We start from the raw sequence: 23,180 nt of genomic DNA on the forward strand, positions 1-23,180 counted from the left end.
ATGTATTTCATCAATGCATACGCTTTTTTATTAAGTGTAAATCGGCATCTATCAATTTATTTTTGATAATTATTCAAAAATTAGGCTGTTTTTGATTACTCTAGAGCCTTGTATTATCAATCTATCAGCAACGATAAGAGCGAAAGAACAATGAATAAAAAAATCACAATGGGTGTAACAGATTTATCATTCCATCGCACGACAGCTTCATTGGTTAGCAATGTATTGAAGACCATGGGCTTCGAAGTTGAGCGAATCTTTTCCCCTCATCAGGAAAATTTTGAAAAACTGAAAGCTGGTGAAATCGATATGCTCTCTTCTGCTTGGTTACCATCGAGCCATGGTATCTATAAGTCGGACGTTGAAAAAGTTGAGCCATTAATCGAGCTTGGACTTCATTACGAACCTTACGCACTGTGGGGTGTGCCGGATTACGTACCTGAAGAGATGGTCGCTGAAGTGGCGGATTTATTGAAGCCTGAAGTCGTCGAGCAAATGAGACCTAAAATTCAAGGTATTAATCCAGGAGCTGGAATCACTCGCTTCTCTATCCAGATGATGGAAGAGTACGGTTTAAGTAAAGCAGGCTATGAGTTTTTTACAGGCAGTGAAGACGACTGTTTTAGTGCTTTTGAAGATGCCGTCGCAAATAAAGAGTGGGTCATTGTGCCGCTATGGAAACCGCAATTTCTTCACTATCGTTATGATATTCGCGAGCTTATAGAGCCGAAAGGGCTGCTTGGAATTGTAGACCGAGCTGTACTGTTACTGAGAGATGATAAGAAAAATCTATTTACTGATGAACAGCTTAAAACCTTAGATTCATTACGTTTCTCCAACGATATTATTGCCGAGCTTGATTATAAAGTGTGCCGAGAGGGTAAACCGCAAGATGAAGTGACGTATGAATGGTTAGCTGCACAAGGTGTTATCTAACTAGGTTAACAGGTAAGTATCTCAACACTACCCGGTCGAGCAGTGTGATTATCAAAAATATATTGAATGTAATTAAAAGATTAGGCGGTTTATCTAGGGTAAAAAATCTCTATGATGAAGGTGTCCAATCAAAGGAGAAACAACATGCCAGCACCAACAACAATGAAAGCAATTGGTTTTACTCAATCACTAGCAATTACAGAGCAAGACAGCTTATTCGAGTTTGAAACAAGCCTGCCAGAGCTAAAAGACAATGACCTGCTGGTAAAAGTGAGTGCGACCTCGATTAACCCAGCAGATGCAAGAATACGTATCCGCAACGCACAAGATAAAACCCTAGAGCAGCCAAAAGTATTGGGCTATGACGCGGTGGGTGAAGTGGTTGCTAAAGGTGGCAATGTTTCAGGCTTCGAAATTGGTGACCGTGTTTATTACGCAGGTGATGTGACACGTATGGGTGCGAATGCTGAGTACCAAGCGGTCGATTACCGAATTACAGCTCACGCCCCAAAAAGCCTTTCTGACGAATCAGCAGCCGTTATGCCTCTCGCTACATTGACAGGTTGGGAAGCCTTGTTTGATCGCCTACGCGTTCGTCCAGAAGAGAAGAAATCTATTCTGATCATTGGTGGCGCAGGTGGTGTTGGTTCGATTACGGTTCAACTGGCGAAACAGCTTACTAACCTAACAGTGATTGCGACTGCTTCAAGACCAGAGACCGAGCAGTGGGTAAGAGATATGGGCGCTGACCATGTTGTGAATCACCGCAATCTGGTGGAGTCGGTACGTGAGCAAGGCATTCAGCATGTGGACTACATCTTCAACGTTGCAGATACCAAAGGCCATTGGGATGCAATGGTCGAGTTGATTGCTCCGCAAGGCATGATCAGTTCAATTGTAGAATTTGATGGTGGTGTTGATCTATCAAAACTACAAGGCAAATCAGCTGGATTCATCTGGGAACTGATGTTCACTCGCTCACTGTTTAACACTGACGATCTTCAGAAGCAGCAAGATATCCTATTCCAAGCTGCGAACTTGATTGATGCTGGCCGCATTAAGTCTACACTCACCACCACATTGAATGGTTTTAGTGTTGAGACGTTAAAAGACGCACACCAACGCATTGAAAGCAGCGCATCAATTGGCAAAACTGCGATTAAATACTAATTCAGACTTATAAAAACGGGATTTTTGATGAAACTGTATATCTACGAGCATTGTCCATTTTGTGCCCGTGTTGCTTATGTTGCTAATGCACTGAAGCTTAACGTTGAATACCAAGTTGTAGATTATGCTGATGCGCAAACTCTGATTGATTTAATCGGTCAAAAAATGGTGCCAGTTTTGGAGAAAGCGGATGGCAGAAAGCATGGATATCATTACTTACTTCATCGATCAAGCTGGTATTGATGCGGTAGCCGCACCATCAGAAGAGACGTTGGTATTTCAGCGTGAGGCATTCCCTTTGATTCAAAGAATTGGCTACCCTCGCTGGACGAAACTGAATCTAAAAGAGTTCGCGACTGAAGCAAGTGTTACTGCATGGCAAGCGAAGAAAGAGACAGAAGAGCTGAACTTTGTTCGCCTGTTAGAAAGCACAGAGCAGATTGTTGCAGATGTAAACGCACAGTTGCTTAACGCTGAAGCGTTGATCCAACCGAATGCGGGTAAATCACCACTGCCTCTGGTTGATCAGGCTATCTACTTCTCGCTACTGCGCGGCTTCTTTGTTGAGCCCACCGTTACTTGGCCGCAAGAGCTCAAGTTATGGCTGGAAACAAACAGTAATGAGCTAAGGTGCTAGTATACTAACTTTCTAGACTGGTTGGACGAAAGCGTATTAATTAGGCCCGAGTTATCAAGATGGTAGCTCGTTTTTTTTATTAATATAACCAGTCAAACTTAAAAATAGTAAAACCTGTGATTCCTTTTTACTCATTACTATTCCTCTTCCCCTAGAAGTAACCTCAAGGCAGGTTGGAAATCTTTACGACGTGATTTTCCATACCTGTAGTTATTCATTTATTTCTAATTTAGCAAAATCGCTGACTCATTTATGTCCAAAAGTTTGTTGCAAACGTGTCTACTATGTCTGTGATCACCGAGCGGTAATGTTATTGATTATCTAGGGCAAAAATTATTGGAGCCGAGAGCATCTCAAGCCGCCGCAGTACTACTGCATATTTCGGAGCATTCCGATCAGTCATTTCGGGATTATCCGATCACCCATTTCGGTTTAAACCGATCACTTTTAGCCTAACTCCGAAATCGGTGATCGGAATAGCGAAAACCGCGATCGGAATGCCCGAAATCCTTCCTTTTTCTCTTTTAAATCAATAGCTCGCTATTCTTTACTTCTTAAACAAGAACGTAAGGAAGCGACAATGGCCAAAAAGAGAACTCCAATGAACAAAATCAAAGAGGTATTACGCCTTAAGTACGACTGCGGTCTCTCCAATCGTGGTATCGCTTCTTGCCTGAAACTCGGCCCGTCCACCATATCGGAACTCCTTACTCGCTTTAAACAAAGCCAACTTGGCTGGCCTCTACCCGAAAGTTGCAGCGATGCTGATCTCACGCAAGCGCTGTATCACGGCAAGAAAGCCAGTCGCGATAAAGTCATGCCAGACTTCACTCAATACGCAGTCGAACTCAGACGTAAAGGCATGACAAAGATGTTGTTGTGGCAGGAATACCATGAGCAATATCAAGAACAAGCTTACGCTTACACTCAGTTCTGCGAGCACTTCACTCGTTGGTTCAAAACTCAAAAGCGCAGCATGCGCCAGCTCCATGTGGCAGGTGACAAGCTGTTTATCGATTACTGTGGGCCTCGGCTTCAAGTGGTCAACCCTGATACAGGTGAAGTGCGCGAAGCAGAAGTGTTCGTGGCGACCTTAGGTGCGTCCAATTACACCTATGTTGAAGCCTTCCCGGGTCAAGGTAAGTCTTACTGGTTAGAGGCGCATGCCAATGCGTTCGAGCACTTCGGTGGTGTACCACAGCTCTTGGTTCCCGATAATCTACGTAGCGCGGTCACCAAAGCCAATCGTTATGAGCCGAGACTTAACGACAGTTATCAAAAACTGGCGAATCACTATCAAACCGCAGTGATGCCAGCTCGCCCTTACAAACCGAAAGACAAAGCCAAGGCAGAGAATGCCGTGCTCCTAGTGGAACGCTGGATCATGATGCGACTACGACATCAAACCTTCCATACCTTCAAAGAGCTGAACCTTGCCATCCGTGAGCTTATGAATGACTTAAACGAACGTGAGATGAAACAGTATGGTGCGAGCCGCAAAGCGCTGTTCGACAAACTCGATAAGCCAGCGTTAAAGCCGCTACCTAAGCAGCGATACCTCTATACCGAAACCAAGCGAGCCAAGGTTGGGCCTGATTATCACATAGAATATCGCCGCCACTACTACTCGGTGCCACATCAACTTGTTGGTCACCATGTCGAACTGGAAGCCTCCAACCGTCTGGTGCAGATCTACCATCAAGGTAACTTGGTAGCCCAGCATCCACGCAGCCAAAGAGAGCGCGGAAACAGCACCCAACCAGAGCACATGCCGAGTAATCATCAACATCAGAAGTGGTCGCCTGGACGCCTGCTCAACTGGGGAGCCAATATCGGCCCAGCCACACGAGAAGTCATCAATAAGATGCTCTACTCCAAGCCTCATCCAGAGCAGTCGTATCGCTCCTGCCTTGGGCTGCTCAATCTGAGTAAAGCGCATGGCGAGTCGCGCTTAGAGCAAGCCTGTAAAGATGCGCTGATGCTGACAAAACCGAACTACACCTTCATCAACAATCTGCTGAAGAACAATCGTGAAGGACAACTGAGCAAAGACAACACGAGCACGCCGAACCTTGTTCATAGCAATGTCCGTGGCCCGAACTGTTATCACTAGGAGAAATACAAATGAACGCACTGAACAACCAACTCAAAACCCTCCGCTTGAGCCATGCAGTGAAAGCGTTAGAGCAGCAACAAGAACAACTGAGCACCTACGCAGAGCTGGACTTCGAGGAAAGGCTAAGCCTACTTCTGGAAAGTGAAATCTTGAATCGCAATCAGACAAAAATCCAACGCTTAAAACGGCAAGCCAAACTGAGAGTGGATGCTCAGCCGAGCCAACTCATCTACAAGGAGGGACGAAATCTCAATCGTAAACAGATGAGCGAACTTCTAACGGGCAGTTATCTACATAAGCACCAGAATATCTTGATCACAGGCCCAACAGGTGCTGGCAAAACGTATCTTGGCTGCGCACTGGCAACCAGTGCCTGCGACCAACAACACACGGTCAGATACTACCGATTAACTCGCCTGCTTGATGACCTGACCGCAGGTCGTCTGGACGGTAGCTATCAAAAGCAACTTCAATCGTTGGCTAAGAAAGCTCTACTAATCCTCGACGACTGGGGGATGGAAAAGCTAACCCAAGAGCATGCAGGTCACTTATTAGAAGTGCTTGAAGATCGTTACCAAAACAGCAGCACGATCGTCATCAGTCAGTTACCTGTAAAGGAGTGGTACAACATGATCGGTAACGCCACTGTCGCAGACGCTCTAATGGATCGGCTGGTACACAATAGTCATCGAATAGAACTAGGAGGTGAGTCGATGAGAAAACTGGCGCAATCCGATCACTTAGAGTAAAAATAGGAAGAGAGAAAAACGGCAGGATCAAGTGATCGGAATAAACCGAAACGAGCGATCGCAATCACCGAAATACGCAACTACTTGGTTACCCTTACAGCGGACCCGATTACTGGAGAAGTGCTACAGGCAAAACACTGAAAGAGATTGAAGCGGAATCTATTTAGATAAATGCAGCGATCACTCGCTGTTTAAATTGGCCTAACCTCAGTTCATCAAATGCTAAAGTGAACCCTGCATTATTTGAATTCATCATATCTGAAGTTTCTCCCCAACTAAGTAAGCTTGGTTGGGGTCGATTAGATTGAACGCTTTCCGATACAGTGCTTGACTGCAGGCGTATTTCATCAACACCACTCGGTACGTTGTTATCTTGTTTAATGTACATGCAGCTATCAGGAATATCCTGCTCAATTCTTTCAGCAAACCCAATCAAACTTTCTTCGGCAAAGGTATACAACCACGCTTCTTGGTTGGGGGAATCATTGATTCTTAAAATTCGCCCAAGGACTTGTCTAAAATAGAGTTCCGTTTTTACCGAACTCATGTGGCAGCATACTTGAAGCCTAGGAATATCCGTTCCTTCACTTATCATCCCGACACTGACTATCCACTGAACTGTTGAGTGACGAAACGACTCTATTTCGTGTAACGGATTGTCATGGTGATAAGTCACGATGCACGCTGATTGATTAAAGTGCTCAACAAGTCGCTTTTGAATGTCTTTAGCGTGCTTAATAGAAGATGCAACCACTAAGCCTCCAGCATTTGGGGACTCTTGCCTTATCTGCGCTAGCTTTTGGCAACCACTATTTAATATGTAATTCATAGCGTCTTCATTGTGAATGACGCTTTGGTAAGACACATCAGATTGTTTAAGACAGTCAAGAATAGAGGCGAAGTGTTGATTGTCACTGCCAGCCTTAACACTCAGGTGTTCATTATCGATTAAAACGATTTTAGGGCGGCGGCATACTTCGTCTTCAACAGCCTGTTGCAAGCCGTATTGGTAATCGCAAACAACCTTGCCATCAGGATCAGAATACTCGGCCATGACAATCGGTAGCCGATCAGAACGCCAAGGAGTGCCCGACAGCGCCAAAGTATAATGAGCAAAGCCTTGGATCTTCGAGACAATTTCTAGCCCCCATGAGTTTGACCGCCCCTCGTCATCAAACGAACAATGGTGGATCTCATCAAATACCACTAGTACTCGATACTTACTGACGGTGCTCCAAAAGTTTTCATCCAAAAAACGGATGGATTGGTAGGTGTAAGAGCCCCCAAGGGAACCCAAACCTCCATTAAAGGAACATTCGAGCTTCCATGAAAAGGTCTTTTGCATCCCTTCTGCAACAGTCAGAGAGGGAGAGAAACACAGCACTAGGTCAATCATGCCTTGTTCAAATAACCGACTCGCGACCTCGGCGGCCATAACGGTTTTACCAGCACCTGGGGTCGCTTGGCAGAAGAAGTGTGAATGCTTGTTTGAAGTGAATTTCTCGATAGCTTGAGCTGCACACTCGGCTTGCCATGCTCTTAACATTGAGGAACCTTACTTTGGGCGACTTGCATCCAGTTGGTTAGTGCATTAATTCTGCCTAATAGCTTGGCTGAGCGTTCTCTTGCTGCATTAAATAGCGGCTGCATATCTTGCTTGTTGTTTGGGAAACGCGTTAACAACGATTGGTATTCCTCAATCTCGCCTAGAGTAATCGCCAGTTCGCCTTCATGCTGTTTCTTCTCTTGCTCTAATGCATTTAGAGAGTACTCCGAAGTTTGAACAGCTATTGAATCGACTTTAGTTTTCCTATTTCTAGCCACTCTAGGCTCAATTGTGAGCGCTTTGAATTCGTTAGTTTGATGGTAACGTTTGTCTCTACGAGCCCCAATAACAGAAAGCCAGCCTTTCTCCTCAAATGATAAAAGTTGCTTATAAACATACTTCCGCGCATCGTCCTTGCTCGAGAAGGCTGAAGCACTGTTTAGCAAAGCATCTCTAGCTTCTGTGACGGAGAAATTATCCATCCCTTTTTCAATCAATAGGTTAAACATGTGAGGGTTAATTCTGGTTACTTTCTTCATGTGACTCTTACAGGTAATAAAAACTTAGGATTGCTAAGTATACAAAAATCAGTAAAACTTAGACAATCTAAGTTATCTAAAGGTTGAAAAGAAATGTGTAAGTGCAAAAAGACAACCCAATCCCAGCGAGGCTCAAAGCTGCGCGTAAAAAAGCCAAGATCACCCAAAAAGATTTAGGGGTGAAAATTGGTATGGAGCAGAGTTCTGCTAGCGGTCGTATGAATCATTACGAGAAAGGCAGGCATGTACCCGATATTGGTACGCTTGAACGTATGGCTGAAGAATTAGATGTGCCGCTAAACTACTTTTTCTGTAGGAGCGAATTGAGTGCGGAATTGGCTTGTATCATAGACAAGCTAAGTGATGAAGACAAAGCTGCTTTGATAGACAAGATAAAGTAACAACGACTAGAGCAATCTCAACGTTTTTTTACTTAAAAGAAGCTCAATAGGTAAAATGCCTGTGAATGATTGATTTATCAGCCACCTTCTTTGGACTTGGCTAGATAGTTGTAGTCTGTCTCTATCGCTAACTCAACAATCTCTATCTCCTCAAGAGGACAACTGAAGGGGTTGCTTGTTACATCTGGGTACTTAAAATCAAAAGTTCGATATAACAGACATTTGTCTATTAAATTGCATCAGCTCTTGGTAAGAAGTTTTGCCAGCGATGTAGCATCAGAAAAAATACGCTCAGTTTGTACCAATGTATCCGTTTCACTATCTAACTCGAAATCAGTATGAGCCTCAATCTCACTAACTTTAAGATCATCAACCATATCAACCTCAAAAGGGTTCTCATCGCTGACGCTACGTTGCCTATTAAATCTCTCCCACGCAACGGCAAAATGTTCCAACCTCAATGAACTGCTCCCCTCAGAAAGTGCCTCCGAAAGCGCTGCGCCAATTAGCTCTTTAAGAGCTCGCATCTCGCCTCGTGAGGCTGCAAACAGTGGAAAGCCGACTTGAGGGGAGCTTAGAGTTTCAAAAGACGGTATTGGTAGAATTTTGTCAAAAAGATCCAATAACTTAACGAAACTATCTCTACTCGCTTCATGACTCAATTTAAAATAAGGCAGTTGATACACAACCTTAGCTCGAGATTCCCACTGCCCGTCGGAAAGTAGGTGCTTGGAGCAAGGTAACCCCACCCACACTATCGGTTTTTTTGTACTTTCACTGATAAACTTAAGTCTATCGTTAACATCCTGGCGCTCTTTCTGACGTCGGCTTTGAATTAGCTCCTGACACTCATCAATGATGATTAACTCAACATCAGACTGCTTTAACAATCTTATCACTGAGTCAGTTAACCCATAGTCACAAGGTTTTGCACGCGAGTTCTTACGTCCAAGTTCATAATTCATCCATTTTAATGTTTCTAGCAGTGTAGGCCTAACCCGCGTCAATAATACCTGCCGAGAGCCGTTCCTAAGATGAGTATTGATATAATAATCCAGCAAGGCAGACTTACCAGAGCCAGAATCACCCATTATTATCATTGAAGGTACCGAGCCACCAGATCGGCCCCGTAATCTGAGCCAATCGAGATCACTAATGACCGTATTTAAATGGGGAAGCACTATGTAAGAGTCATAGAACGCTCTTAACTCACCGTTTTCGGTCATTACTCCCCTCGCTTATGTAGTTTGTCTCTCGATTGATTCCATAATGAGATCGCAGAGACCTTCCCTGGCTGTGAGGCATTAGTTTCTGGGATTTTATTTTCTTCAATCGTGCCAGGTTTATCGCTAGATATACCCTTATGAGCAGCCAATTTTTTGGCGTGTTTCTGATTAACACTGACGAGACCTCGCTGCTTACCATTCTCTTGTTCTGCAAGAATTCGCTTATGCAATGCCATACGAGCCTTGGCTAAACCAACGATATCAATTTGAGTATCTATGTACTTCCGATGAGCAGCAACCAATGTTCGGTGTACTTCTAGACTAAGCTTTTTCGTGTAACCAACTGGATCTTTTGCCGGCACCTCAAGGTAACCACCAAGCTCATCAAGAAAAATATAGATGCTCGATAAATCGTCCGGGTCTATTTTGATATGCTTCTTAGAGGCTTTCTTCTGTGGGTATTGCTTTCGATAGTCAGATAACGCTCGGCAGTCGTATTGCAAATGCTCGTAGGTTATCCCCAGAGAAGTAAGCTTTCTTTCATCCGCTATTCCCATCACTACTGTGAAATGCTGTTCGTCTTCAATCGCGAGTTCTAGTGGTTTTATAGAATCGACACTTTGTTGCCAATAGAGTGATGGTATGCGAGACATTCGCTGATCAGGCTTAACATTATGAACATCAACGACCCACCTCAAGAACTCTTCGCAAAACACAGAAAACCTAACAACAGCGTCTTTTGTAGGGTTGTAATCAGCTTTTTCAATAGTATTTGAGAATGTTTTACCGGGTATAGTCATCAGAAACATCTCATTGATCTTGCCAAAAGCTCTTTCAACAAATGGCTTCAACCAGGGGCGACGCACTTTATTGTAATCAATGTGTATACCTGACTCTAAACACGCTTTCTCTAAACTCTTTGACCAAAACTCCGCCCCATTATCGACGACTAAAGTCTCAATTTTGCCATGACAATCCCAACGATTATTTAACTCGAAACCCTTAGTAACTAGGTCATTTTTGGGCTTAACACTGTTGATAATAGCTTTTGACACAGACACATAACTTGGGGCTTTAAAGCCAATGTGGTAACCAATAATACAACCACTGAAGACATCAACCAGCAAAGTTAAGTAAGGGCGGCCCAAAGGAACAAGTAACTCGTCATCTATTAAAATAACATCTAGGGGGGTGTGATCGATTTCAACACGTTGCAAAACTCTTGTTGGGGGCTCGTGAGCATCAAAATACCTGAACCAAAGGTCGGCAAAATATTGCCCATAACGACCCACCGCCACCATGTATGGAGGTAAAGACTTTAGTCGTTTTTTAAACCCTTCGTACGTCAGCTTAGAGATCTTACCCTCAACAATTGTCTCATTTGCGAGGATGATACTATCTGAATAGAACTCATATGCTTTGGCATAGGATGGGCGTGTTGACGTTAAAAAACGCTCCAGTGCCTCTTCAAAGTACTTCTCATCACCAACAACCTTTTTCTCTTTGCTACCTTTATCGTGATGACGGTTGACCAAGGACTTTATATCACCACCGCTTTCATTAAACGCTGCACGCCACCGGCAAACAGTCCTAGAGCTAGGCTTTTTCGACAAACCACATGCTTCGAAATGTTTGCTTATAAGTGGATTGAGCGTAGTGGGCGACCACCCATGGTTGTTATCTTTCGCTATTAGGGAGATGAGCTTGTATCGCTGCAAAGCAATGTTTTGCTGCTCTTCAGGGTAAGAGCTTAAATCCCGCTCTATTAGTTTTGAATCAGAAAGGCTCCGATATTTCAGAGTATTATGTTCATCTTCTCGTTGTTCTTCCAAGCTAACTTGTACATTACGAATTGATTCAGATTCATCATCAAAAGGGCCAATAGACATTGTTTTTTACCCCACTGTTAGCACCGTCTCCGTACCAAACACTGCACTTTTTAAGTCTGCGACTAGTTCTCCTTTCGCCAGTAATGGCAATACCGAAGATTTTGCCTCAGCTAGCGGAAGATCGAGTTCCAACGCTACACCTTGGAGGGGTACTGCTCCTAAACGCCAGACAAGTGCGATGATATCAGTTTGAAGCTTGGTTATTTGATAAAAGCCATGATAGGCATGCATGAGTTTTAGGTTATTCAGGATAGGATTCAAACGTATCTGACGACTAGTAACTAAGTTCAAGGTTTCTCCAAGTGCTATCGCCGCACTTTGCTGGACCATGAATTTCAATTGAAATTCTGGCTTCTGCGCTACATGTCGTGGCTTAACTTCCCAATACTGACGGCTTCCATCACGAAGATGAACCAAAAAATCAGGTGTATAAGGATTGTTTTTACCGTCAAGCTCATAGTAAAAACCGGTTGGTTGACTACTGAACGAAATGACGTCTTTGGAGTACTCGAGGTGAAAGCAGGCATCAAACTCCAAACGACTTTCACACAGAATCATGTCGTTATTTTTAGGACTAGAGAACTTGATGACGTTTTTGGTAGGACTTGGCTTTCTTAGATTACGTACATACATAACGTCCCTCAACGATGTAAAATTACAACCGTTTTGAGTATAGGACACTTTTTTGTACTAGATTGCCATTTTCTGGTACTGATATGACATTTTCTGGTTTTATCCAGATAAGGGGTGGGAACCCAGCCACATCCCGGCACACAAGTCACTCGCTGCGGCTGCTCCCTTCCAGGCCTGACCGAGTTCACGAGCTATTGTTGCGGGAGGACCAGGCCCCCATAGATTCGTTTTCTAAGAGGCTTGCCTCAAAGAGTGATTGGATTATTAAGCATCACAGCAACCATTGCAAGCCCTTCCACCCTATTTTTGAACAATTGCGGTCTAAGTGCTTATCCTTTATTCAAACCATTAGAAAATCGCAGGTAAATTCACCATTTACCTGCATTTGGAAGGTTTGGATTGCTGGAGTACTAGATATCGATGTCTTCGTTATCTTCTGTGCGAATGATGTAGTCTGTCATCCACGCGGTACCTAATAGACACAACCACACCACAAAGACTGGGCTCGGTACTTCGATGCTTGGAGTAATCACCAGAGCCGCAAAACCGACCGTTGGCAGTGTCCAACACAGTAGTTTATTCCAGCGGAAGGTTTTCAAGCGCGTCAGCGTTTCCATCGATGCCATGATGCCCGTTACACACAAGGCAACCAAAGCGGCATAAGGTAAATCGGCTATCCATAATGGAAGTATTAAGCCTAATGACCACCAGCTGTGTCGGCTGGCAGGCTTAAGATGATTTGCCGCCCACCAAATCACGATGATTGATAAGGTTTGAAGTGTGGTAACCCACGGGACACCTTCAAGCTTGCCTGCTGATTGTGTCACCATGATCCCGACCTGCAAAGTAGTCACAATCAAGCCGGAAATAATCACGACCGACAAACTACTGCGTCTTGAGAAGACCACCATCAATAACGGGAATAGTACCCACGCACTGACAGACAGCGTGATAGGCTGCAAAGGAAGGGTTAGACCATAAGTGGTCATGGAAACAAGCAAAGCTAATCCTGCTATGCCCCCCTGCGGTAAAATCCATAAAGCAGGAATTACCATTGCAAGCACCGGGATATCTCCCTCACTTAAACTGATTGCTCTCGCGCAAACAACCGCTAATAATGTGGTGATCAAGAACTGAAACGTTGTAAATACCATAGCCCTCTCCTTCTACCGATCCGTGGTACCATACCAATCGTAGTAATTAACTGGTCACCCTAGCTTGTTAAAAAACTCGATAACCTCGTTAGATTTTTTGATTGGAGAATGACTACTTATCAACAAAATCTGCCTTGCTCTCAAGCTTTTTCCCTGCGCTATTTTTGAACACTTACTTACTGTGATTGGTATTTATGAACTAGGAACATTTAGTATGGACCAATTTTTGAGCCAAATCTTTGCTGTGATTCACCAAATTCCATATGGAAAAGTAACAACTTATGGAGACATAGCACGTTTTTCAGGATTTCCGGGCTATGCGCGCCATGTTGGTAAAGCGCTGGGTAACCTGCCAGAAGGTAGCAAACTGCCTTGGTATCGAGTGATAAACAGCAAGGGTGAAATCTCTTTAAAGGGTGATTCGTTCGACCGACAAAAGCAGCATTTGGTTAAAGAAGGGATTGAGGTGAGTGATGCAGGAAAGATCAAACTCAGAATATACAAATGGCAGCCCTAGAGCTGCCACTAATCGCTGATTCAACTGGCTAAGTTAAGCCAATCAAGATGCCTTAACAGTGGCATCGACTTCTGATTAACGAACACCAACCAAACGTAGGTCTGCTTGCTGTGTATTTTCTACATCAGTAATTACTGACTTAATCGTGTCAGTAGTGAAACGCAGTTTGCCGTCAACATGAATCGATGCGCGCATGTTGTAACGGTGGTTAGCTTTAATTTTGTCGTTGTCGTAGCTCAGCTCGAATGCGAACGGTACTTGCTTACCGTCTGTGGTGAACTCTTGAGTTGCGATAACCGTCGATGGTGCATCAGCCAGTGAGATATCTTCTAGCGTAACGGTAACCACTGCATTCTCTGGCAATGCAATTCTTTCACGGTAGCTTACTGTTCCTGAAATCACTTGAGTGTTCTCTGCAACCACTTCCTGAGAAGCGCTCGTTTCTGATGTTGCTTGGCAACCAACAAGTAGGCCAAACGATACTAAAGACGTAATAAGAATTAGAGCCTTTTTCATATTCAATTTCTCTCAACATGTTTGCCGGACTCGGCAAATCTACTCACCAATTATAAGAGAGCTTTCATATTCTGTCTTGAAACCCTATGATTTATTGACAGATATCTGACTAAGCTAAATGATTAGCACCATAATCTGACACCCATTTTACGAAGAGGAATGCTGGCGATGAGTCAACCTTTACAAGAATTACTAAGTTTACTTCAGCTAGAAAAACTGGAAGAAGGTTTATTCCGTGGGCAAAGTGAGAACCTAGGCCTACCACAGGTATACGGCGGTCAGGTATTGGGACAAGCGCTTTCTGCTGCTCGTTATACCGTTCAAGACGACCGTAGTGTTCACTCGTTCCACAGTTATTTTCTGTTTCCCGGCGATCCTGAAAAGCCAATCATTTACGATGTTGAGAACCTACGAGATGGACGCAGCTTTAGCACACGCCGTGTAAAAGCGATTCAAAATGGCCGCCCTATTTTCTATCTCACTGCTTCTTATCATGGCGATGCGCCAGGGTTTGAGCACCAGATTTCAATGCCTGATATTCCGGGACCAGAGAACTTTGCCTCAGAAACTGAATTAGCGAGCCACATTGCGGAATTCTTACCAGAGAAACTGCGCAAAACCTTCTGTGGCGAAAAGCCGATTGAGATGCGTCCGGTGACGGTGGTAAACCCACTGAAACCTAAGAAGACGGAAGCGAAACAATACCTTTGGGTAAGAGCGAATGGCGCGATGCCAGACAACCACTTGATCCACCAATACCTGCTTGCCTACGCATCGGATTGGGGATTCTTAGTGACGGCGCTTCACCCACATGAAGTCTCTATCATGACGCCAAATTTTCAAGTGGCGACGATTGACCACTCAATCTGGTTCCACCGCCCATTCAAAATGGACGAATGGCTGCTTTATGCGATTGAAAGCCCAACGGCAGCGAACACTCGCGGCCTAGTGCGCGGCGAGATCTTCAACCAGAAAGGTGAGCTGGTAGCGACAGCAGTACAAGAAGGTGTGATGCGTTTTACTAAATAGCACTCAAATAAATAGCGGATAAACGCTTCTTACAAGCCCCAAATACGCACAAACAAAAAGAGGCTAGGTTTAATACCTAGCCTCTTTCTTTAATGACGCTTAAGAAAACTCGTCACGCAAAAATCAATAAAACCTACTCAACTTCTAACGTTGGCTCAAACTCGCCTTGAACTCGCGTTTTAATGCCATCACCTGCGTCTCGTAGAAGGTTAAATGGCGATAACACTACGCCTTTCACCGCGCCCTCAGCGGCTCCCTGAGCGAGTTCCTTACTCTTATCAGCTAACAAATTAGCTTGTGCCAAAATACCTGGGACTTCCGCTCGTAGCATTTCAGATTCCGTGACGATGACAGGAATAGTCTGTTCGCGGTAAGACTTACTTTCAGCGAGCATTGGTGGCATTACGTCTACGCGGTATCTCTTTAATTCAGTTAATGTTGGTGGAATAACATCGGTTCTTACCTGCTCGACTTCCGTTCGAACATTTTTCACTTCATCTAATATCGCAGGGATTTTGTTGTCGACCGAGGCTACGGTTTGATTCACATCATCGATCGTCTTTCTAACTTCTTCGACAGTGTTTAACACCTGAGGAGCAAGATCGCTGACATGTTCTGCAAGCGCTAATAGCTCTTCTACTTTGAGCCCTTTGGTGAGGCCCGATATGTCTTCGATAACTTGCGGGTAAGTATCAACGATTTCACCGACTTTATTAGTCAATGAGTAGATGGTGTAACCCAAGTAAAAAATGGCGACCGCCAGTACCAGCTGGATAGCGGTAGATACTTTTGCAAACATGAATAATCCTTTTCTTTATCGCAGAGACGAGATCTAAACTGAGAAGATAGTTAAACTAAAGCGATAGTTAATCTATTACTAGGCGCAGCTTAAAGCGGCAATGCTGTCGTGTACTTCAATGGTTCCATCGCAAACGTCGAGGTCACATTAGAGATACCATCAATGCTATTCACCAAGCGCTTATAGAAATCATCAAAGCACTTCATGTCTTTAACCTGAACCTTCATCATATAATCATATTCGCCAGCCATGCGATAGAACTCCATCACTTCTGGAAATTCCGACACAGTATTCACAAAACGACCATACCACTCATGAGAATGATCACTGGTTTTCACCAATACGAACGCAGTAAAGGAAAGATCCAATTTTTCCGGGTTCAATAACGCGACCCTTTTCTCAATAATACCGTTCTCTTCGAGGCGCTTAAGCCTTTTCCAACAAGGCGTTGTAGTGAGATTGACCGCTTCAGAAATATCGTTCAATGACAGGGTGCTGTCTTCTTGCAGTAACCCTAATATTTTTTTATCTACGGCATCTATCACACTTTCACCAAATCGCATTTAAAGAGAATAATTTTCTGCAATTTAAGCAAAACAAAGCAAATATGGCAAAGTTTTTCTCTCCGATTATAGATAAATTAGAACCATACCAATTACAAAGAATTCCTACACTCGATCAGGAGAACGTTTATGTGCACTGACCATCAATGGATTAACAACGCGATTCGTAAAATTGAAGCGGACTACCAACGCTCAGCGGATACGCACCTTATCAAGCTCGATCTACCAAGTATCGAAGGCATTGATGTTTACCTTAAAGATGAAAGCACACACCCTACAGGCTCTTTAAAGCACCGTTTAGCGCGTTCTCTCTTCTTATACGCTATCTGTAACGGTTGGGTTGGCCCAGAAACCACGATCATTGAATCTTCATCGGGCAGTACTGCGGTGTCTGAAGCTTACTTCGCTCGCCTACTTGGCCTTCCATTTATCGCGGTAATGCCAAAATGCACAGCGAAGAAGAAGATCGAGCAAATTGAATTCTACGGCGGCCAAGCGCATCTTGTGGACCGCTCAGATGAAATTTACGATGAGTCTCGCCGTTTAGCAGAAGAATTGAATGGTCACTACATGGATCAATTTACTTACGCTGAGCGCGCAACCGACTGGCGTGGTAACAACAACATCGCGAACTCGATTTTCAATCAAATGCAGATGGAAGATCACCCAGTTCCAGCTTGGGTAGTAATGAGCCCAGGTACTGGCGGTACTTCAGCGACGATTGGCCGTTTCATTCGCTACCAACAACATGAAACTAAGCTTTGTGTTGTCGACCCAGAGAACTCTGTATTCCACGAATACTTCCAAACAGGCAATGCGAACGTGAAAGGTAGTACATTCAGCAAGATTGAAGGCATTGGTCGCCCACGAGCAGAACCAAGCTTCATTCCTGGTGTGGTTGACGAAATGCGTAAAATCCCAGACGCAGCAAGTATCGCAACGACACATTGGTTATCTGACATTCTTGGTCGCAAGGTCGGCGCATCAACCGGGACTAACATGTACGGTGTGCTTCAATTAGCCAGTGAAATGAAAGCACGTGGAGAAAAAGGTTCTATCGTGACTTTACTGTGTGACAGTGGTGAGCGTTACCTAGACACTTACTTCAATGACGAGTGGGTAAATCTGAATATCGGTGACCTACAACCTTATGCAGCGAAGTTAGAAGCTTTCTCGCAAACGGGTGAGTTGGCTTAAGTTCAAAACCGATAGTTCGAAATAGAAAAGAGCCCTTGATGGGCTCTTTTTGTTTATTCATTCTATTAGTCAGCCACTAACGAGAACAAATTACTCTGGCTTCTGCTTCGCTTCAAATGCCGCGAGTTGTTCAGGCGTCGCTTTTGGTTGATGGTTTTGTTTCCACTCATCGTAAGTCATGCCGTATACACGCTCACGAGCGTCATCGATATCCAAGTCTAAGCCTTGTTGCTCTGCTTCCGCTTTGTACCATTTACTGAAACAGTTTCGGCAGAAGCCAGCCAAGATCATCAGATCGATGTTCTGCACATCTTTATTGTTATCTAGGTGTGCTAGCAGGCGACGAAAGGTTGCTGCATCCAGCTTATCTTGTTCTTCTTGAGAAAGATCTTTGTATTTAAATTCAGCCACTTTACTTTCCTTTATTCGATCTATTGTATTAATTCGTTGAGCTCTGTTTGTTATACAAAAAAAGCCTGCAATTCGCTAGGAGCAAACGCAGGCTTTTCAATATTGTTACACTATTCCGTGTTCATTAATCGTGCGTGTTCATTAACCGTGAGAGGTTCTTCCCACGTTGTCATGGCTAAGCTCTTTATTAAGTTCCGCTTCCACGTGACCCGGAGAGCGTGTTGATCCTGAAATCAGTCGGTACATCGCAGGGATAACGAACAGAGTTACCAATGTCGCAAAGCCCATACCGAAGAAGATAACCGTACCCACAGCCACTCGGCTTTCATAGCCTGCGCCCGTTGAAGTAATCAATGGAATTGCACCAGCCAGCGTCGTGAATGCCGTCATCATGATTGGACGTAAGCGTCGAGCAGAAGCATCAATGATCGCCTTTTCAAACTCAATACCACGGTCACGAAGTTGGTTAGCAAACTCTACGATCAAGATACCGTTTTTGGTTACCATACCGATCAACATGATCATACCAATCTGGCTGTAGACGTTGAGCCCTTGACTCATCAGCACCAAGCCTAAGAAGCCACCGAAGATACCCATAGGTACGGTGAACATCACCACCAGCGGGTTAATGAAGCTTTCAAACTGCGCGGCCAGTACCAAGTATGCGACCAGCATCGCTAGCGCAAACACCACTAGGATACTTGATTGGTTCTCTTTAAAGTCTTTTGACTCGCCAGAGTAGCTCACTGAAATATCACCCGGTAGCTGTTCAATCGCTTGTTCATCAAGGAAATCGAGCGCGTCACCCAGCGTGTAACCTTCCATTAGGTTCGCTTTAATGGTCACCGATTTCTGCTTGTTGTAGTGCGACAAACGAATCGATGAAGCCACTTCTTCAATGTGCGTCAGCGTATCAAGTGTAACCAGCTCACCAGACTGAGTTCGCATGTAGATTTGGCTTAGATCGTTCGCGTTGTTGAAGCTGTTTTCATCACCACGCAGATACACGTCGTACTCTTCACCACGGTCAACGAAGGTGGTTTCACTGCGGCCGCCAAGCATGATTTCTAACGTATCTGAAATGTCTGAAACGCTAACACCTAGCTCTGCTGCACGCTGCTTATCTACGGTTACCAATAGCTCTGGTGTTTTCTCAGAGTAATCGATGTCCGCGCCTTCCATCATTGGAGAATCTTCAGCCGCTTGCTTTAAGAGCTCTGCCCACTTCTGAAGTTCAGAGTAATCAGAACCGCCAAGTACGAATTGAACAGGCTCACTTGAACCACCTTTGAAGCCCGGCATGAACGGGAATACACGCACATCTGGAATGCCGTTCAACGATTTACGAACTTCGTTCAACGCTTCTTGTGCGGTAACGTCACGCTCATCCCAGTCTTCTAGGATCATGATTACGAAGCCCGTTTGGTCACCCGCATTACCACCAAACGCTGGTGATTGAATACTGAATGACTTCAAGAAGCCCTGACCAAGCAATGGCATTAAGCGTTCTTCAACGATGTCCATGTTGGCAGACATACGGTTGTAACTGGTTGCATCGGCACCACGAACAAACGCAAATATAACACCACGGTCTTCTTGTGGCGTCAGTTGCGACGGCACTTGTTGCATCAAGCCATAACTACCGCCCATACACGCGATAATGATGATTGGAGCGGCCCAACGCCAGTTAAGAGCACGGCGCAATACCGCGCGGTATCCAGACTCAAGCTTGCCAAATACGCGCTCGACAAACAAATTGAAACGGTTTGGTTTAACGTTCGCTTTAAGGATCTTACTGCCTAGCACTGGCGTTAGCGTTAATGCGACTAGCGACGAGAAGATCACCGACATCGCAAGCAATACAGAAAACTCGGTAAACAATAGGCCAACCATGCCGTCCATGAACGAGATTGGTAGGAATACCATTACCAATACAAGCGTTGTTGCGATTACCGCGAAGCCTACTTCACGAGTACCTTTATAGGCCGCAAGCAGCGGTGACTCACCACGTTCAATATGGTGGAAAATGTTCTCAACCACCACGATCGCATCATCTACCACCAAACCAATCGACAGGATAAGTGCCATCAAGGTAATCAGGTTGATAGAGAAACCGAAGTAGTACGCGGCAATAAACGACGAGATCAGAGATACAGGTACGGTTACCGCTGGAATAAGTGTTGCACGTGCTTGACCAATAAAGATATAAAGCACAAGGATAACCAAGCCGCCCGTGATAAAGAGCGTGCTGTAAACCTCAGAGATTGAGCGGTCGATAAAGACAGTTGAGTCATAGTCGACAGCTAAACGAGTACCGTCTGGCAAGAACTTTTGAATTGCTTCGACTTCTTTATGGACTAAGTCAGCCACCTCAAGTGGGTTCGCATCTGACTGAGGCACGATACCCATACTTACGTTAACAACGCCGTCACTCTTAAAGGTCGAGTTCTCGTTTTCTGCGCCAATGTAAACATCCGCTACGTCTTTCAAGTAGATAGGTGTGTTATCAGAGGCACGTTTAACGACTAGATATTCGAAATCTTCCGCTTCAGTGTAAGAACGAGCAGTACGAACCGACATCACAATCGCATCGTTACGTACTTCACCACCTGGGCTTTCAATGTTCTCACTGTTCAGAGCAGAAGTGATGTCCGAGGTAGTAACGCCACGACCCGCCATCTGCGCAGGTTTCAGCTTCACGTACATTACTTTGTACAAGCCACCTGAGATATCCACCGAGCTCACGCCAGAAATCAAACTAAAGCGGTCAATCAACACACGTTCGGTGTAGTCGGTTAACTGCGTTCGGTCCATCTCCGTCGAACTTAAGTTGATGTAGACCGAAGCTTCACCACTACCATTGTTCTTATAAACAATTGGGTCGTCGGCTTCATCTGGCAATGAACGCTGCGCACGAGCTACAGCATCACGAACATCACTCACACCGGTATTGAGGTCGTAACCAAGCTCAAAAGTAATCGTGATACGCGACATACCGTTACGCGTTGTGGATTCGATCTCATCGATACCACTGATGCCGGATAACTGGTCTTCAAGGTTGGAGGTTATTTGGCTTTCAATGATGGTGGCAGACGCACCCTCATAACGAGTACTGATCGATACTACCGGGCTTTCAATATCTGGCATCTCACGAACCGCGAGCTTATTGAAAGAGACAATACCAAACACAACCAATAGTAGGCTCAATACGACGGCCGCTACTGGTCTCTTTACAGAAACATCAGATAACAACATTAGTTAGCGCCTTCTTGTGCTTTTTTATCACTTGCTGCATCAGCTGGGCGATTAACGGCAAGCTCTTGAACCAAGACGCCGTCACGCATGTTCACGATACCTTGCACCACGATCTTCTGGCCAATTTCGATGCCTTTGTCGATCACGACTTCGTTATCGATACGTGCCCCAAGGAAAACTTCTGTACGAGTTGCTTTATTATCTTCGTCGATAACATAAACGAAACGCTTCGTACCTGAATACTCAAGCGCTTGAACTGGGATAATCGGCGCTTCTACAGGAGGGAAATCCATATCAGCTGCCACTAGCATGCCTGGCTTTAGGTAATCATTATTGTTGTCAAAGTGGATTCGAACTCGAAGGTTCAAGGTTTCAGCATTAATACGAGAATCAATGCCTACCACTGTGCCAGTGAACTGAGTCTCGCCCCACGCACTGGTGCGAGCCGTCACTGTCATGCCTTTAGACAGCTTAGAAAGGTAACGCTCAGGAATTTGAAGATCTAACTGCATCACAGACAAATCATCTAAAGTCACAAGCTCAGTACCTGCTGTCACCATTTTTCCGCGACTAAAGTCGATAAAACCGACCGTGCCAGAGAAAGGTGCGCTGATGTGTAAGTCTTTAAGATTGGCATTGGCGGCAGCTAGGCGAGCATTGGCGATCTCTACATTAGTTTTCTGAGCGTCAATTTCAGTTTGCGTGATCGCGTTGCGTTTCACTAGTCGTTGGAATTCCGCTAGCTTACGTTGCTCGTCTTTTAGGTACGCTTGCGCTTCTGCAACCGCCGCTTTCGCTTTGTCGTCATCAAGCTGAACCAACATCTGCCCTTTGGTGACATCTTGATTGGCTTTGATGTTGATAGAGTCAACTCTGCCCGCTACTTCAGAGGTAATGATCACAGATTGTTCTGCTTCTAACTTACCTACCAAAGAAAGAGATTGGCTAACTTGGTGAATATCAACTTGCTCAGTAACAACAGTGACAGTGCTAGGGCCCATGCGTTTAGCTAGTGCGGCTGGAGACGCCATAAGAATAGACAAGCTAAGCAGGGTTAAAACAGATTTATGCTTCATAATAATGGTCTGCAAGTAAGGTTTATACCAATCACAGTGAGTAAGTGGTCAGAAATAGCGTAGGGAAAAGGCTTGAGAACAAGGTAGCTCTTTTCAACAGATAGTTTCGATAAGTAGTTATTCTACAATCAAAATTTCTGACGCTGTTCTCGAGCATTTTAACAGGCTAGGATGACATGTTATTTACTACGATTGGTATTAATATCTATAAATGAAATTAACCGTATTCTATCAACTGATGAATGCTGTAACGTCAAGAAGTGTAAATCTAGATTAAATTCCATTTACGTTTCTTGGCGAATTGCACAAACCAAACACAATGTAGAAAGCGAGTTACCTCAAGGTGTTACCTATCACTACGTAAACCTTAGTATAGATGTTCACTTCCCGAGCAATATGCGTACTTTTCGCCATCTTTGCCCAAAAAGGCAGCATTCAACACAAAACCATAAGAAAAACTCTTTACAGGTTTAACGTGTTTGCTATGATGCGCTCCGCACTTGAGAGATGCGTTGGGAAAAACATCTCTTTAGCCTATCCATTATGAGTTAGGAAAAACACCCTGGAGGGGTTCCCGAGTGGCCAAAGGGAGCAGACTGTAAATCTGCCGGCACTGCCTTCGATGGTTCGAATCCGTCTCCCTCCACCATATTCTTCTTACCTCTTTTGAGAGTTAAGAGAACAACCTAGTTGATGGGCTTATGGGAAAACATCAATTTAGGCTTACTTTGTGAAGAGTAAGACACACCCTGGAGGGGTTCCCGAGTGGCCAAAGGGAGCAGACTGTAAATCTGCCGGCACTGCCTTCGATGGTTCGAATC

Annotated in this window: 20 protein-coding genes, 1 tRNA gene, 1 other RNA gene and 1 pseudogene; 10 read left to right on the top strand and 13 right to left on the bottom strand. The window is 44.6% G+C overall.

Annotated elements, in window-relative coordinates; translation table 11 throughout:
• Nucleotides 1-168: 168 nt before the first annotated feature.
• The 5 genes and pseudogenes from AB4329_RS02680 to istB all read left to right on the top strand — a co-directional run bounded on the left by AB4329_RS02680 (nucleotide 169) and on the right by istB (nucleotide 5,608).
• Nucleotides 169-936 (top strand): glycine betaine ABC transporter substrate-binding protein, encoded by a 768-nt coding sequence (locus AB4329_RS02680; RefSeq protein WP_102281786.1) that lies wholly within the window; start codon nucleotides 169-171, stop codon nucleotides 934-936.
• A 144-nt stretch (nucleotides 937-1,080) separates the two neighbouring features.
• A complete protein-coding gene (locus AB4329_RS02685; protein ID WP_136978157.1) occupies nucleotides 1,081-2,106 on the top strand; it encodes a zinc-binding alcohol dehydrogenase family protein in 1,026 nt (341 codons plus the stop codon).
• A 27-nt stretch (nucleotides 2,107-2,133) separates the two neighbouring features.
• Nucleotides 2,134-2,743 (top strand): annotated as a pseudogene (gene grxB, locus AB4329_RS02690) (glutaredoxin 2).
• Nucleotides 2,744-3,323: 580 nt separating this feature from the next.
• Nucleotides 3,324-4,856: an IS21 family transposase gene (gene istA, locus AB4329_RS02695; protein ID WP_136978154.1), complete on the top strand. Its 1,533-nt coding sequence runs from the start codon at nucleotides 3,324-3,326 to the stop codon at nucleotides 4,854-4,856.
• An 11-nt stretch (nucleotides 4,857-4,867) separates the two neighbouring features.
• Nucleotides 4,868-5,608 carry an IS21-like element ISVch3 family helper ATPase IstB gene (gene istB / locus AB4329_RS02700; RefSeq protein ID WP_136975822.1) on the top strand — a complete coding sequence of 247 codons (741 nt, stop codon included), beginning with the start codon at nucleotides 4,868-4,870 and terminating at the stop codon, nucleotides 5,606-5,608.
• A 163-nt stretch (nucleotides 5,609-5,771) separates the two neighbouring features.
• Here the strand turns inward: istB and AB4329_RS02705 are convergent, their stop codons facing one another.
• Both AB4329_RS02705 and AB4329_RS02710 read right to left on the bottom strand, forming a co-directional pair.
• Nucleotides 5,772-7,154, bottom strand: coding sequence for a DEAD/DEAH box helicase (locus AB4329_RS02705; protein ID WP_136975983.1), 1,383 nt, complete (start codon nucleotides 7,152-7,154; stop codon nucleotides 5,772-5,774).
• Nucleotides 7,148-7,693 (bottom strand): hypothetical protein, encoded by a 546-nt coding sequence (locus AB4329_RS02710; RefSeq protein WP_136975985.1) that lies wholly within the window; start codon nucleotides 7,691-7,693, stop codon nucleotides 7,148-7,150. Before AB4329_RS02710 ends, AB4329_RS02705 begins: the two co-directional genes overlap by 7 nt.
• Nucleotides 7,694-7,794: 101 nt before the next feature.
• Between AB4329_RS02710 and AB4329_RS02715 the strand changes: the two genes are divergently transcribed.
• Entirely contained in the window at nucleotides 7,795-8,094 is a 300-nt protein-coding gene (locus tag AB4329_RS02715; protein WP_136975987.1) for a helix-turn-helix domain-containing protein, read from the top strand.
• Between the two features lie 239 nt (nucleotides 8,095-8,333).
• On the opposite strand, the gene AB4329_RS02720 is transcribed toward AB4329_RS02715, so the two are convergent.
• The 5 genes from AB4329_RS02720 to AB4329_RS02740 form a co-directional block, all read right to left on the bottom strand.
• Nucleotides 8,334-9,320 carry a TniB family NTP-binding protein gene (locus tag AB4329_RS02720; RefSeq protein ID WP_136975989.1) on the bottom strand — a complete coding sequence of 329 codons (987 nt, stop codon included), beginning with the start codon at nucleotides 9,318-9,320 and terminating at the stop codon, nucleotides 8,334-8,336.
• Complete coding sequence (locus tag AB4329_RS02725) at nucleotides 9,320-11,209, bottom strand: Mu transposase C-terminal domain-containing protein (protein ID WP_136975991.1); 1,890 nt, start codon at nucleotides 11,207-11,209, stop codon at nucleotides 9,320-9,322. Before AB4329_RS02725 ends, AB4329_RS02720 begins: the two co-directional genes overlap by 1 nt.
• Before the next feature lie 6 nt (nucleotides 11,210-11,215).
• Complete coding sequence (locus tag AB4329_RS02730) at nucleotides 11,216-11,842, bottom strand: TnsA endonuclease N-terminal domain-containing protein (protein WP_372137632.1); 627 nt, start codon at nucleotides 11,840-11,842, stop codon at nucleotides 11,216-11,218.
• Nucleotides 11,843-11,959: 117 nt separating this feature from the next.
• Nucleotides 11,960-12,056: signal recognition particle sRNA small type (gene ffs, locus AB4329_RS02735), an RNA gene on the bottom strand.
• A gap of 196 nt (nucleotides 12,057-12,252) precedes the next feature.
• Nucleotides 12,253-12,996 (bottom strand): hypothetical protein, encoded by a 744-nt coding sequence (locus tag AB4329_RS02740; protein ID WP_017064066.1) that lies wholly within the window; start codon nucleotides 12,994-12,996, stop codon nucleotides 12,253-12,255.
• Nucleotides 12,997-13,210: 214 nt separating this feature from the next.
• Here AB4329_RS02740 and AB4329_RS02745 point away from each other — a divergent pair, with 214 nt between their 5' ends.
• On the top strand, nucleotides 13,211-13,513 hold the full coding sequence (locus AB4329_RS02745) for an MGMT family protein (protein ID WP_048609271.1): 303 nt from the start codon (nucleotides 13,211-13,213) through the stop codon (nucleotides 13,511-13,513).
• 75 nt (nucleotides 13,514-13,588) lie between these two features.
• Here AB4329_RS02745 and AB4329_RS02750 read toward each other — a convergent pair whose 3' ends face one another.
• Complete coding sequence (locus AB4329_RS02750; RefSeq protein WP_102319976.1) at nucleotides 13,589-14,029, bottom strand: YbaY family lipoprotein; 441 nt, start codon at nucleotides 14,027-14,029, stop codon at nucleotides 13,589-13,591.
• Nucleotides 14,030-14,197: 168 nt separating this feature from the next.
• Between AB4329_RS02750 and tesB the strand changes: the two genes are divergently transcribed.
• A complete protein-coding gene (gene tesB / locus AB4329_RS02755; protein WP_029235187.1) occupies nucleotides 14,198-15,058 on the top strand; it encodes an acyl-CoA thioesterase II in 861 nt (286 codons plus the stop codon).
• Between the two features lie 133 nt (nucleotides 15,059-15,191).
• Here the strand turns inward: tesB and AB4329_RS02760 are convergent, their stop codons facing one another.
• Nucleotides 15,192-15,857: a hypothetical protein gene (locus tag AB4329_RS02760; protein WP_017070264.1), complete on the bottom strand. Its 666-nt coding sequence runs from the start codon at nucleotides 15,855-15,857 to the stop codon at nucleotides 15,192-15,194.
• Between the two features lie 89 nt (nucleotides 15,858-15,946).
• Entirely contained in the window at nucleotides 15,947-16,420 is a 474-nt protein-coding gene (locus tag AB4329_RS02765; RefSeq protein ID WP_017062025.1) for an Lrp/AsnC family transcriptional regulator, read from the bottom strand.
• 129 nt (nucleotides 16,421-16,549) lie between these two features.
• Here AB4329_RS02765 and AB4329_RS02770 point away from each other — a divergent pair, with 129 nt between their 5' ends.
• Nucleotides 16,550-17,617: a PLP-dependent cysteine synthase family protein gene (locus tag AB4329_RS02770; protein WP_017064069.1), complete on the top strand. Its 1,068-nt coding sequence runs from the start codon at nucleotides 16,550-16,552 to the stop codon at nucleotides 17,615-17,617.
• Between the two features lie 90 nt (nucleotides 17,618-17,707).
• Here AB4329_RS02770 and AB4329_RS02775 read toward each other — a convergent pair whose 3' ends face one another.
• The 3 genes from AB4329_RS02775 to AB4329_RS02785 all read right to left on the bottom strand — a co-directional run bounded on the left by AB4329_RS02775 (nucleotide 17,708) and on the right by AB4329_RS02785 (nucleotide 22,359).
• Nucleotides 17,708-18,028: a DUF1244 domain-containing protein gene (locus tag AB4329_RS02775; RefSeq protein WP_004736423.1), complete on the bottom strand. Its 321-nt coding sequence runs from the start codon at nucleotides 18,026-18,028 to the stop codon at nucleotides 17,708-17,710.
• Nucleotides 18,029-18,169: 141 nt separating this feature from the next.
• Entirely contained in the window at nucleotides 18,170-21,283 is a 3,114-nt protein-coding gene (gene vexH / locus AB4329_RS02780) for a vibriobactin export RND transporter permease subunit VexH (protein ID WP_017062023.1), read from the bottom strand.
• Nucleotides 21,283-22,359 (bottom strand): efflux RND transporter periplasmic adaptor subunit, encoded by a 1,077-nt coding sequence (locus tag AB4329_RS02785; RefSeq protein WP_372137633.1) that lies wholly within the window; start codon nucleotides 22,357-22,359, stop codon nucleotides 21,283-21,285. Before AB4329_RS02785 ends, vexH begins: the two co-directional genes overlap by 1 nt.
• Nucleotides 22,360-22,923: 564 nt before the next feature.
• Between AB4329_RS02785 and AB4329_RS02790 the strand changes: the two genes are divergently transcribed.
• Nucleotides 22,924-23,008 (top strand) — tRNA-Tyr (locus AB4329_RS02790).
• The last annotated feature ends 172 nt before the right edge of the window (nucleotides 23,009-23,180 follow it).

It is taken from the genome of Vibrio sp. 10N.261.54.A5 (assembly GCF_041471145.1).
In the GTDB taxonomy this organism is placed as follows: domain Bacteria; phylum Pseudomonadota; class Gammaproteobacteria; order Enterobacterales; family Vibrionaceae; genus Vibrio; species Vibrio crassostreae_C.